The organism is Pseudomonas sp. (genome assembly GCF_028293835.1).
Lineage (GTDB): Bacteria > Pseudomonadota > Gammaproteobacteria > Pseudomonadales > Pseudomonadaceae > Aquipseudomonas.
Genome location: NZ_JAQGNX010000111.1, coordinates 1 through 12,035 on the forward strand (window position 1 = coordinate 1; position 12,035 = coordinate 12,035).

9 protein-coding genes, 1 tRNA gene and 3 pseudogenes are annotated in these 12,035 nt (G+C 55.3%); 2 read left to right on the forward strand and 11 right to left on the reverse strand.

The genetic code is table 11. The annotated features are described in order from the left end of the window. Nucleotides 1–134: pseudogene (locus JWR17_RS16150) on the forward strand (NCS2 family permease); the annotation flags it as partial. A 141-nt stretch (nucleotides 135–275) separates the two neighbouring features. Here the strand turns inward: JWR17_RS16150 and JWR17_RS16155 are convergent. From JWR17_RS16155 to JWR17_RS16175, 5 genes and pseudogenes are all read right to left on the reverse strand, one after another. Further along, a pseudogene (locus JWR17_RS16155) lies at nucleotides 276–515 on the reverse strand (hypothetical protein); the annotation flags it as partial. A gap of 114 nt (nucleotides 516–629) precedes the next feature. Further along, nucleotides 630–1,343 (reverse strand): arsenical resistance protein ArsH, encoded by a 714-nt coding sequence (gene arsH / locus JWR17_RS16160; RefSeq protein WP_299832941.1) that lies wholly within the window; start codon nucleotides 1,341–1,343, stop codon nucleotides 630–632. A gap of 46 nt (nucleotides 1,344–1,389) precedes the next feature. Further along, nucleotides 1,390–1,860: an arsenate reductase ArsC gene (locus JWR17_RS16165; RefSeq protein ID WP_299832942.1), complete on the reverse strand. Its 471-nt coding sequence runs from the start codon at nucleotides 1,858–1,860 to the stop codon at nucleotides 1,390–1,392. Between the two features lie 16 nt (nucleotides 1,861–1,876). Beyond that, the gene (locus JWR17_RS16170) at nucleotides 1,877–3,160 is read right to left on the reverse strand and encodes an arsenic transporter (RefSeq protein WP_299832943.1); all 1,284 of its coding nucleotides are present in this window, start codon (nucleotides 3,158–3,160) and stop codon (nucleotides 1,877–1,879) included. 25 nt (nucleotides 3,161–3,185) lie between these two features. After that, nucleotides 3,186–3,542: a metalloregulator ArsR/SmtB family transcription factor gene (locus JWR17_RS16175; RefSeq protein ID WP_299832944.1), complete on the reverse strand. Its 357-nt coding sequence runs from the start codon at nucleotides 3,540–3,542 to the stop codon at nucleotides 3,186–3,188. A 423-nt stretch (nucleotides 3,543–3,965) separates the two neighbouring features. Between JWR17_RS16175 and JWR17_RS16180 the strand changes: the two are divergent. Next, a pseudogene (locus JWR17_RS16180) lies at nucleotides 3,966–4,202 on the forward strand (DUF4113 domain-containing protein); the annotation flags it as partial. Between the two features lie 317 nt (nucleotides 4,203–4,519). Here JWR17_RS16180 and JWR17_RS16185 read toward each other — a convergent pair. The 6 genes from JWR17_RS16185 to JWR17_RS16210 all read right to left on the reverse strand — a co-directional run bounded on the left by JWR17_RS16185 (nucleotide 4,520) and on the right by JWR17_RS16210 (nucleotide 11,893). Further along, nucleotides 4,520–4,593 (reverse strand) — tRNA-Gly (locus JWR17_RS16185). 223 nt (nucleotides 4,594–4,816) lie between these two features. Further along, nucleotides 4,817–5,701 carry an alpha/beta hydrolase gene (locus JWR17_RS16190; protein ID WP_299832945.1) on the reverse strand — a complete coding sequence of 295 codons (885 nt, stop codon included), beginning with the start codon at nucleotides 5,699–5,701 and terminating at the stop codon, nucleotides 4,817–4,819. A gap of 312 nt (nucleotides 5,702–6,013) precedes the next feature. Next, the gene (locus JWR17_RS16195) at nucleotides 6,014–6,706 is read right to left on the reverse strand and encodes a 16S rRNA pseudouridine(516) synthase (RefSeq protein WP_299832946.1); all 693 of its coding nucleotides are present in this window, start codon (nucleotides 6,704–6,706) and stop codon (nucleotides 6,014–6,016) included. 6 nt (nucleotides 6,707–6,712) lie between these two features. After that, a complete protein-coding gene (locus JWR17_RS16200) occupies nucleotides 6,713–6,943 on the reverse strand; it encodes a cysteine-rich CWC family protein (protein ID WP_299832947.1) in 231 nt (76 codons plus the stop codon). After that, the gene (locus JWR17_RS16205) at nucleotides 6,933–8,420 is read right to left on the reverse strand and encodes a sensor domain-containing diguanylate cyclase (RefSeq protein WP_299832948.1); all 1,488 of its coding nucleotides are present in this window, start codon (nucleotides 8,418–8,420) and stop codon (nucleotides 6,933–6,935) included. Before JWR17_RS16205 ends, JWR17_RS16200 begins: the two co-directional genes overlap by 11 nt. A 74-nt stretch (nucleotides 8,421–8,494) precedes the next feature. Then, complete coding sequence (locus JWR17_RS16210) at nucleotides 8,495–11,893, reverse strand: DUF6543 domain-containing protein (protein ID WP_299832949.1); 3,399 nt, start codon at nucleotides 11,891–11,893, stop codon at nucleotides 8,495–8,497. Nucleotides 11,894–12,035 lie beyond the last annotated feature (142 nt).

Below are 12,035 nucleotides of genomic sequence, written 5' to 3' on the forward strand. Positions count from 1 at the left end.
CCAACGGCATCGCCCTGGGGTTTATTTCCTGGACCGCGATCAAGTTGCTGTCCGGCAAAGCGCGGGAACTGAACCCGGCGCTGGTGATACTTTCAATTCTGTTTGTGATCAAGTTGGGCTGGTTTAATGCTTGATTGAGTGAATGGCTACGTCTTCGACGCTGCGCTGCCGCGCAGCAAACACAAAACCTGTAGGCGCTGCCGAAGGCTGCCATGGCCGGGGTCGCGTACCTTCAGTAATATCAGAGAATAACGTGTCGGCGTTATCGCGGATCCTCACGCTACCGTTTCCGAGATACTGGACATAGCCAACCCTAAATGCCGCGCTCCCGAAAACGCTACCGCCGCATCCACTGCCGCAGTTGGAGTCTCAAATATTATCGCAACACGCCTGGCGTCCTGACCCTCGGCCAGATAAGCCTGATAAACCGCCGACGTATAAATACCCACTGATGTCAAAACGGGCTTGCCAAAGTTTCTTGCCGGGTCCAACACGACTGCCTTATTGCGCTTAATGCAGGAACTTCTTCGAAAGAGATCGCGGTGTCTGCAACCACCGGGGCGTAGATGGCCTGGGTTTCCGAGGCGTCCTCGGGACGCTCAGCTTTGATTTCAATCGGCATGAGGGCCTTAAATTGATCGCTGATTGACCCGGGAAGACAACTGCTCGGCAGTTTCTTTGCGCTCTGAGTAGCGATCTACCAAGTAGTCTTGGCGATCTCGCAACAGCAGCGTGAATTTCATCAGCTCCTCCATCACGTCTACCAGACGGTCGTAATACGAGGACGGCTTCATGCGGCCTGCCTCGTCGAACTCGGTAAACGCCTTGGCAACCGAAGACTGGTTCGGAATGGTGAACATCCGCATCCACCGACCCAGTACCCGCAGTTGATTGACTACGTTGAAAGATTGCGAGCCGCCGCACACCTGCATCACAGCAAGGGTCTTTCCTTGGGTCGGTCGTACAGCGCCTATCGCCAGTGGAACCCAGTCGATTTGGGCCTTGAAAACCGCACTCATGGAGCCGTGTCGCTCAGGAGAGCACCACACCTGTCCTTCCGACCATTGCATCAGCTCGCGCAGCTCAGCCACCTTTGGATGGGTCTCATGAGCATCGTCAGGTAGCGGCAGACCTGAGGGATCGAAGATTTTGGTTTCGGCGCCAAACTCCTCCAGCAAGCGCGCAGCCTCCTGAGTAATTAATCGGCTGAATGAGCGCTCTCGTGTCGATCCATACAGAAGAAGAATTCGAGGTTTATGGAGTGACGGGGTAGCCGGTGTCAGTTGCTCTTGGGAAGGGATGTCGATCAGATCGACGAGTACGTTCGGCAATGTATCTTGCATATAAACTCCTAAGGCTTAGCCAGGCAGGCACAGCTTCGGTTGATCTTCAAAGCGTGCCAATACGACTCAGCTCAGCTTTAAGTTGGTCAGCACCCATCGTTTTGAGAGGCAGGGCCAGGAACGCGCTCACACGCTCCCGAATCTTGGCGAGGGTTGATTCAAATGCCGCCGTAATCTCTGCCTCCGTCCCGGAAGTTTCCGATGGATCGGCCAAGCCCCAGTGCGCCTTCAAAGCTGGCCCGAAGAATATTGGGCATGCTTCACCCGCAGCACGATCACAGACGGTAATCACGATATCCGGTGGTGAGCCTTCGAAAGTATCTGAAGCCTTACTGCTCAAGTCAGTCGTGGGAATGCCCGCAATCTCCAGCGTTTGCAACGCACGTCGATTTACGCGCCCGCTAGGAAAGCTACCTGAGCTGATCGCTTCTGTACCTTTCGGCGCCAGATGATTGAATAACGCCTCGGAGAGGATGCTGCGGCAACTGTTGTGGGTGCACATGAACAAGACTTTCATCAGAAGACTCCTTGACTCAGAAACTGAGGCGCAATGCCAGGGCGCACAGGGTGGCGATTAGGATGGGCAAGGTCAGCACGATCCCGGTCTTGAAGTAGTAACCCCAACTGATCGTGATGTTCTTTTTAGCCAGCACGTGCAGCCACAACAACGTGGCCAAGCTGCCAATCGGGGTGATCTTGGGGCCGAGGTCGCAACCAATGATGTTGGCGTACACCATCGCTTGTTGAGCCACGCCATTGGCATCGGCGGCGTTGATGGACAATGCGCCAATCAGGACGGTAGGCATGTTGTTCATGATCGAAGATAGGAATGCCGTTAACAGCCCTGTACCTAAGGAGGCGCCCCAGATGCCGTAACCTGCGAATACGTTAAGGATCTGGGCTATATGGTCGGTCAGCCCGGCGTTCTTGAGGCCGTAGACGACCAGATACATACCTAAGGAAAAGATCACCACCTGCCATGGTGCGCCCTTAAGCACCTTGCCGGTGTCGATAGCGTGGCCACGTGCCGCGATGACGTAGAGGATGAATGCACAGACCGCTGCAATGGCGCTGATCGGCACGCCCAATGGCTCGATTACGAAGAAACCGACCAACAAAAAAGCCAAAACCCACCAGCCCGCTATGAATGTAGGGCGGTCGCGGATCGCCTCGTCCGGATGATGCAGTTGCTTGAGGTCATAAGTTCTGGGCAGCTCTTTGCGGAAGAACCACATCAGCATCAGCATCGTCGCCGCAATGCTGACCAGATTCACGGGCACCATGACGGACGCGTATTCGGTGAAACCAATATTGAAGTAGTCAGCAGAGACAATGTTGACCAGGTTCGAAACTACAAATGGCAGGCTCGCAGTATCAGCGATAAAACCGGCAGCCATGACAAATGCCAGGGTTGCTGCGGGGGTAAAGCGCAACGCCAATAACATCGCGATCACGATGGGCGTGAGGATCAATGCTGCCCCATCATTGGCAAACAATGCCGACACCGCAGCGCCCAGCAAAATGATGAAGGCGAAAAGCTTACGTGTGCTGCCTCCGCCCCAACGGGCAACGTGCAACGCAGCCCATTCGAAAAAACCTGCTTCATCGAGTAGAAGGCTGATGATGATCACTGCGATGAACGTCGCCGTGGCATTCCAGACGATGTGCCACACCTCGGGAATGTCCCCTAAGGTGACGACACCGGTCAGCAACGCGAGGACCGCACCGAAGGTAGCGCTCCAGCCAACCCCCAACGCTCTGGGTTGCCAAATAACGAGGACCATGGTGGCAATAAAGATAAGTACGGCGATCAGCATTTCGGTAACCCGGTTCGGACGTGAATCAGTTGCACACGGTCTGATTGATTGGACGACCATTCATGCCGCAGAGGCGTTTGGCCTCGGTTTCCAACCATTGCTGATTGGCATCTACAACGTCTTTCAAAATGGCCGTCACCCACGTTGGCAACTCCGGATGCAGTCGGTAATAAACCCACTGACCCTGGCGACGGTCCATCAATAATCCTGCTGATCGAAGCAAAGCCAAGTGGCGAGAAATTTTGGGTTGGCTAAGGTCAAGAGCGGCTGTAAGTTCACATACGCACAGCTCGCCCTCACTGACGACCAGCAGCGTAATCTTGGTTCGTGTGTCATCCGCCAGGCACTTGAACAATGCAGTCGGAGTCATCGGGTCTGTCATAGATCCTCCAGATGTCGGGCTTGACCAAAACGAAGAATTTTATGCGCTCCTGGATGAAATGGAGCGTGTTGCAAATTACGGCGGGGTCGTCGCTGGTCACGGACGGAAAGCGCTTTGATTGGTAAAGCTCATTTTCACATACGGAAAAACGAATATACGTATTTACGGATATTCAGTAAAGCGAATAAGGTTGAGCAGTGTTTGCGATTGCCCCCCTCATAAGGCGTTAATTGGATCGATCAGGGAGAGCGTATGGAAAGCGAGACGACAATTCAGGCAACGGAAACTGTTGGGGAGCAATTGGAGCGTCTTCGCAGCGCTTTGGAATCCGCCGATCTACCCGCAGTCGATATCGAGCTTTCGGGTCGAACTTTTTTTGAGTTCACGCTGAACGGCATGACTGTCGGATGGGGAGGATTTGAAATGTTACTAAATCGGTGTCAGCCGGGCGAGTACACCGATGATTTGTTCGCCACTTCCCAGCCGACAGAGGCGACCAAGGTGATGGCGGTGCTGGACGAGATCAGCGGGCGATGGGGTAGAGGTACGCTCCGTGCCGCCAGTGTGCCGAGAAATCCTCACTGAGGCATGCGACGAGAGATGATGAGTCAGAGCTATACAACGAGGCTGGATCTGTTATGGACGGTACGCGGTGGTTAACGTACCGGCTTAGGTTTCTTTGGGAACACCAAAGGAAGCTCGTCGCCAGGCATCACAAAATATTTTTCGAGGGGAAGCTCAAATGGCGGATGTTTATCCCAATCTACAATTTGCGTTCGCGTTCCGCACGGGAGGCGACGGAGCTGTAGAACCCATTCGGAGGTGAAATCACCGTGACCCTTGGTTTCATCAAAATCGGGCATCCCGACGTGGTAATGCCATAGATCCCAGTGACGGGCGTACTCAACTTTATTTAGCCAGAAGGATAGAAACAGACACCCAGTTGAAGCGGGGCAGGCTGAAAGCCTTGAATTCATTGGAGCGGGTGAAGGGAATCGAACCCTCGTTATCAGCTTGGGAAGCTGGAGTAATGCCATTATACGACACCCGCTTTTCGCGGCTGACTTTGTACCAGATGTCACCTCTGAACAGAAGCGATAATTTCTCGATCAGTGTTTTTCAGTGAGACCCGCGGCGCTGGACACGGCCCGTTGGCCGACAAGTTGCCTCTCTACAGATTTAGCATTCCATCAGATTCCGCGCAAAACCATCCCTTGCAGAAACACCAACTACAGACATCTGGCAATCCCTACAAGGAACTGACGCTTTTAGATTCACAGTGCGAAGGCATGCTGGCGGTGTACCTCGTGGTACCGCGAGCGCTGGGTGGCGGGTTCGGGTTTGAGGAAGTTCAGCAATGCCTTGCGCGATTCGCTGCAGGCGGTTTTGTGTTCCATGTCCAGAAAGTGTCCGGTGCTTTGCAGCGTGCTGAATTGGCAGTCGGGCACGTGCTGGGCGAATAGTCTGGCATCCGCTGCGGCGGTGTATTCGTCCCATTCGCCGTTGAGAAACAGCACCGGCACGTCAATGTTTTGCGCGGCTTCCAAGTAGCATAATTGATCAATGCACAGCACTTGGCTGATGTGGAAATGCATCTGCACGTACTCATGAACATCCAGCGTACTGACATGCTTGTAATTGAAGCGCTTGAACAACGATGGCAGGTGTTTGCCGATGGTGTCGTTCACCAGATGGCCGACTTCATGCCGGTCAAACGCGCCAAGGTGTTGAACGCCCCGTTCGAGGTAGTCGCGCATGTGTACGTTGACCACGGGTGAAAATGAGCTGATGACGGCTCTCTCGATCCGCCGTGGTCGTTGCGCAAGGGCGATCAGGGCCGCTGCGCCACCCCACGAGAACGACAAAATGTGCTCGGCGGCGAAGTGGTCGATCAGCTCAAGCAATATCTGACCTTCCAGCTCTTTCGTCAGCGGCTGGCGGTTCAGGTTGTGGGCTTTAGACTTGCCAGCGTAGGGCTGGTCATAAAGCACGACGTTGAATTGTGGATACAGATTGCGGGCGGTTTGAGCAAATGACGCAGTGGTGGCCATCGAGCCGTTTACCAAGATAATGGTCTTTTCCGCGGCATCTGCGCGATAGAACTCCGTGTAAACCCGGAACTGACCTTGTATATCAAGCACAGCGATTTCTGGCCTCATATCAAATTTCTCCCGACGCAAAAACAGGTGTCCGCGCAAACGAGGTTGCACGATCTTCATGACAGGTAGGCATACGCCTGGAAGGGAGGCCCATGTCGATCCAACTGCTTAAGGTCGACGGGTGTTGTTATTGTGAGGGGGCTGTTTGTCGTGCTGGAACCGAGGTTCCGGTCGCGGCAAAAGTTTCTTGGAATGCGTTTGTGACCGATGAGTCACATGCGGACTGACGATTGGATTCAAGCAGGCTCAACGGTAACCCGCAAGTGCCATTGGTAAATTGTTCGACAACTTCTGCTGAGCGGTCGGTCAGGATCAGATCGCCAGTATTTCTGCGGCGTTCAGAGGGCGATAGGCGCCTGGCGCCAAGTCGGGATCGAGGCATAAAGGCCCCATGGACTCGCGGTGCAAGCGCAGAACTTTGTTGTCGAAATGGCCAAACATGCGTTTGACCTGATGGTAACGGCCTTCGACGATGCTCAAGCGCGCACTTCTTGGACCCAGCACGGTCAGTTCTGCAGGCTGAGTGGTCAGGTCTTCAAACGCAAAATAAAAACCCTCGGCGAACTTCTCAACGTACTCCGGGCCGATCACGCTTTCGGTTTCGACGTAATAAGTTTTCGCGATTTTGGTCTGCGGTTGAGTCAGGCGTCGGGACCACACGCCATCATTGGTGATCAACATCAAACCCGTGGTGTTGAAGTCGAGCCGGCCGGCGATGTGCAAGTCGTGCTTGTCTGGCTCGTTCAGCAGGTCGAGCACCGTCGGGTGCTGCGGGTCGATGGTCGCGCTGACGCATCCGGTCGGCTTGTTCAGCATGAAGTAGCGCGCGGGCTTGCCGAGCTGCAACACCTCGTCGTCGCATTCCACGCGGCTGAACTCCCGCACCTCATGCAGAGGGTCGCTCACGGTTTGGCCGTCAACCTTGATTCGCTTGCCTGCCAGCGCAAAGCGCACGTCTTTGCGGCTGAAGCGCGGCAGGTTACTGAGGAAGCGGTCCAGGCGCATGGCGGTCTATCGGCTGGTTTTTGCACAAGCGTCGTTTTCGACCTGTGCGCAGCGTGGGCAAAGACACGCCTGGTTACGCACTGCTGGCGCAAGGGCGTCGAGTAGTGCCGGATCGATTTCTACCGAAAAACACCAGCAAGGTTGCGCGGCGGTTCGCGGGTCGGCCAGGGTGCAGCTATTACTCAGGCCGCAGACCGGGCAGATCGAAGTGTCGAGCCTGTCATGTTCATTCGGCATGGGAGTGCGCCGCCTCGCTGCATATCTGGTTGCGACCGGCCTGCTTGGCGCGGTACAGCGCGCGGTCGGCTCGAGAGATCAAGCTGTGCAGAGTGTCGTTCGCTTGCCATTGGGTCAGGCCAAGACTGACAGTAATGTGCAGTGACGTACCGTCAAACCGGTAGGGGTGCTGCTCGGCCAATTTGCGAATTTTCTCCGCGACTGTATGAGCCGTGACGCTGTCGGTGTTCTTGAGCAGAATGATGAACTCTTCGCCGCCCCAACGACAAATGATATCCGACTGACGCAGGCAGCTCTTCAGGTCGTCGGCAAAACCCGCCAACACCTCATCGCCAGCCAAATGACCATGGCTGTCATTGAGTTGTTTGAAGTGGTCGAGATCCAACAGTAACGCGGCCAATGGTTTGCTTTCCCGGCGGGCCTCTTGCATCGCCTTGAGTGCCAACAGGTCGAAGCCGCGTCGATTGGGCAACCGGGTGAGGCTGTCGAGTGTCGCGTGGATGTCGATTTTACGCTGATAGCGATTGAGCACTCGCTGCAGCAAGAACACCACCACCAGCGTGACCAATAGGCAGATGAGCAAGTTCAGGTACAGCGAGCGGCGAATGTCGCTCATCGCCCCGGCTTCCTGTTTGTCGACGTACAAATACCAATTCAGCTCTGGAATAAAACGTACGTTGAGAAAATGACCCTGGCCCTGCGCTTCATACTCATAGCTGCCGCTTTGAGGCTTGGGCAGCTTTTTTTGCAGTTCATTCAAGCTCGGCACGCTGCTGAGTTGTTGACCGATAGTGGCGCCTTGTGGACCACCGTCAGCGCCTGTCAGCACAATCCTGCCAAAGGCATCGACAAAGTACACGCTGCGTTGGTAGCGCTGCTGGTAGCGGTCAATCAGTTTGATCACTGCATCCACCGTCAGGCCAACCCCGGTCGCGCCTATAAAGTTGTCGTTGTAGTCGAATACTTTGTAATTGATGAAGAAGGTCAGGTTGTCTTTGTTGGCCATGTCCGGATCGACGTTAATCTCATACGGCGTGGTCATGTCACGCACCCGGTAGTACCAGACATCCCGCGGTTCTTCCGGGTCGATCTGCTTGAGCACGCCTTTGGCCTGGTAATACTTGAGGCTAGTGTTTGACACGAAAAATGCGGTGTAGGCGCCGTAGTGGTTCATAACCTCGTTGAGGTAACGGGTCATTTGCTCAGGGTCGTGTTCGCCGGCTACGACCCAGTCGCGCATAAAGGTATCGCGAGCCATCATCGAGGAAATCAGAATAGGTCTGACCAGATCCTTCTGGATTTCCGAATACACCGTGTCAGAGGTCAGCGGCAGTTCGGTATTGACGATGTTGTCGCGGATCGACGCCCGCGATGCGTAGTAACTGAGCAATGATGTGGCAAGAAAGCCGCTCCCCAGCAGGACCACCAACGTCAGGATCAATGACCGTTGTGAAATGAATGCGGAGCGAAGAGACATGACACATCCGGAGGCGAACAAATTCGAGTGGGGGCGGCATGCTAGCGTGTCGCCACCCCTAAGGCTATCGCGTTTCATGGGCCAGGGCTGGGCGGGGAGCCGTTAAACGGCGCGGTGTACACCGGTGACAGGCGCAACGCCGCGCTAATAGCCGCGCAGCGGCAGTGCAGCAACAAAATCCTGTCGTAATGAATGCCATGCTCCGACAGTGTCTTGAACACGTCTTGCAGTGTTGGGGCCATCATCCCGAAGCGACTTCTGACCGTCAGTACATCCATGGGTACTGGGGGTATTTGCGCAACACGCCAAGGCGACAGGTTTGAATTACTGACTACGTGGCATATGTCTTTATAACTCTCGCCGGATGCCCCTTGAAACTTCGCGACGCTGTAATTTTTGATTCTGCCGGCTAATGACGTGCCCGCCAGAAGAGTGTCAGTGACAGCGAATGGCGGCATCGTGTTGGAAGCAAGGCGATTGCCCGCAGGGTTCAACACTGAAAATGCCTCGACGTTTTGCCCCACAACCCTGTGCAGCGACGGATCGACGAGCTGATAGCCATGGGGCGCATAGGTGCGCAGTTCAGTGCCATTGGGAATGGCTGTGGTTTTCGTCCACGGCAAATAATAGCCATGGGTACTGACCACCAGTGTTCTGGCCTGCCCCTGGTCTGACGTCCACAGCAGGAACTGGCGATCGAGTTTCCAAGCCTGGACCACCGTTGTGCCCAAGGGACCGTTGCCCGGAATCTTCCAGGTTTTCACCAGCCGAGTGGTGCCGAAGAATAGCTGCAGCCATGTTGTGCGCGGATTGATGCAGCGTCTGAGCAGGAAGTTGAAACTTCGCAAAGGCACAGACGCCACCGCCACGGCCGCGTTGACCGATTTTGTGTGACGCGTCAGGGTATCGAATACACGCAACAATCGAGGGGAAAAAGGCGCAAGTTGCAACAGTCCCAAGGACAGCGCGTTGAGCAGCGCCTGGACCTTTTCCGTGTCCCGATTACCCGGCAGTAGCGCTTTTTCGATACCCAGATACACAGAGCCGGTATGCACCGCTATCGAAGCCACCATGGCCGGCGTCAGCAGCAGCGACATGGGCGCGAGCAGTAGCTGCAGATGGTTGAGCTGTTGGGTCCAATAGCGCAGGGCGACCTCCCTGGAGGTGACGACGCGTTCAGTCGCATTCGCCAGATGATTGCGCGCCAGGGTTTGCCGGATAAAGGCGAACGGTGACGACGTCAGCACTTGTCCACATAAGGTTTTTGATTTGGCTTTGTGCAAGTGTTCGGCATAAATCACATCGGTCCATGGTGTCAGCAAAGACCCTGGTGGGTCGGGGATTCGTTGCCCGGCCCACACCTCAAGGACATAAATAAGCTTGGCATGCTGGCTGACGGGAACGTAATTCAACAACGTCGTTCGCCACTGCTTATCAGCCGCTGATTGTTCGATATGCCGGTCAAGGTCGTCGCTGTCGGTGAACTCCACCAGCGCCTGAACCTGGCCAGCCTGGTACAACACGATAAGGGCCGTCGTCGCATCGGTGAAGACCAATAACCCCGCGCAAACTTCGCAGTGTTCGCCTTCAGTCAACGACGGCTGCAGGTAAAAACCCAAGGTTTGACAGGTTACAGGCGCAGGCCGGGATTCGGTTGAGGCGAGTGCCCGTACCAGCATGTCGAATCCTGAGCGGGATATATGGCCCATCTTCAGGGCGATTACTGCCTGGGCGTTGAATGTGGCATTGAGTGACTGATCGATGGCAGCCGAATGTCTGTCCCAAAATTCATTGAAACGTCGTGTTATCACGGACAGGAAATCAATGCGTTTGATGAGGCTTTCTATCCCTTGCGCGGAGACGGCCAGCTCGGCGTTTGCAATAAACACGCCTTGGGCTGTCGGGTCTGAATACACCACGTTACGGCCGCCGTTATCGAGATAACCTACCGGACCGTCGACTCGGTAATTGCTAAGTAACGCATCGGTCAGGCTGATTGGAGTTTCATCAGGCGTGTGCACGTAGGTCACCGGCGAGTGCGCGCTTCCCAGCGGCGTGGTCGACGTGCCGCGCAGGTAGCGGATAAACACTGTGTCGGGTGAGCTGTCCAACTGATGGTTTTTAACCAGCGCACTGCGCATTAGTCGCTGGGCTATTTTTTTATGGTCAGGTAGTCGTTTCGCAACGTCAGGCTGCGGTTGCCACAGATCGAGGGCGCTGACCATGGCCATGCCCCGTTCGATGGGCTTGAAAATAATCGCGTCGTCCACTTCATGTTCTGCCGAATGCGCCTCGAACGGTTGTGCCGTAAACAGCGCCAGCGCAAAGGTTTTCTGCGCGGCCGTAAGCGCCGCAAACAAATCGCCATCAACCGCATACGGGCTGACATCGGCTGCTTCCAACGACGGCATACCGTCTGCCAACAGCCCGAGCCAGGAACAGGCGTTCAGGGCGTGCAGCCATTTGTGTGGATCGCCGTGTTGATCGTGGCTGATGTATTCAATGGTGGTGGGCGCATCACCGAGGGTATGGATGAAGCAGTGCGAGGTTAGTTTGGATTTCAGCTGGAAAATACCGGGCACAGTCTGGCCATTTATCGATAGCAAACTGATCGCTGTTCGTTCGCCGTTGATGGGATGTTGGAGACTGCTTAGCGTGGTGGGGAAACGATCAAGCCCCAGCATATCGAGGGCAAGGGTGTAGCCCTCCAGGGTGATTTTCGTTTTTTTATATTGCCGGGCCAACCCCTCGACAAAGGAAAGTCTGGCGAGCACGCAATAGGTGGCTTCATGCCTGGCCCAGAACGCTTCTAGCAGCGTGCTGTAATCCTGCTCCCAGCGCGACGCGTTGATGAACTCGATCACTGATTGGGTGGTGAGTAATGGGTTCGATACGTGGAGGGGACGATCAGGCTCGGCACACTTGATGAGTGCAAGGTAGCTGCCGGTGTCGAACGACGCCATGGCTAAGTCGCTCAAGGACAGCTGCAGCGCGTAATGCTCATGGCCGTCGACCTGAATAGCCGGGTCTTTGTCGGTGAGGAAATGAATGTACAGCTGGTCGGGGGACAAGCCTTTGCCGGCGCTATCGACTAGCCGGTTGTCGAATAGAAAGCGGCCAAGCTGTTGCTTGATGTAATCGCGCAGTGACGGCGGGCAATCCAGGTCCATTTGCCAGGTTTGCAGACTCAGCAGCGAGCCGGCCAACAGCTTGGCTGCAGGACTTTTTCTCAGCGCCATCAATCGCTGGCTGTTGAGTAGTGGCACAGCGTCAGGTGCTGCTTGCAGGGGCGGCGTGTCGGTATACGGCGTGTGATAGAAGGGTGACTGGGAGAAAGCGCCAGATGATGCCAACGTATCCGTGCGCTCATGGATGCTTTCGGGCCGTGCGGTGACGGCGGGGTGTTCGAGTGTTATACCCGTTGCTGTGCCTGTTAAGGCCCTCCGGTCGTTGGTGTTCCAATCTTCATTCATGTGGGTTCTTGATCACGGCGGGGGAGGCTTACTGTGCCGCGATTACCCTTGGCAGAATCGGTATCTATCTATGCAACGACCGGCGCGTTTTGGGGCCGTTCCGCGATCCATCGCGGGCAAGCGCGCTCCTACAGTTAAAACG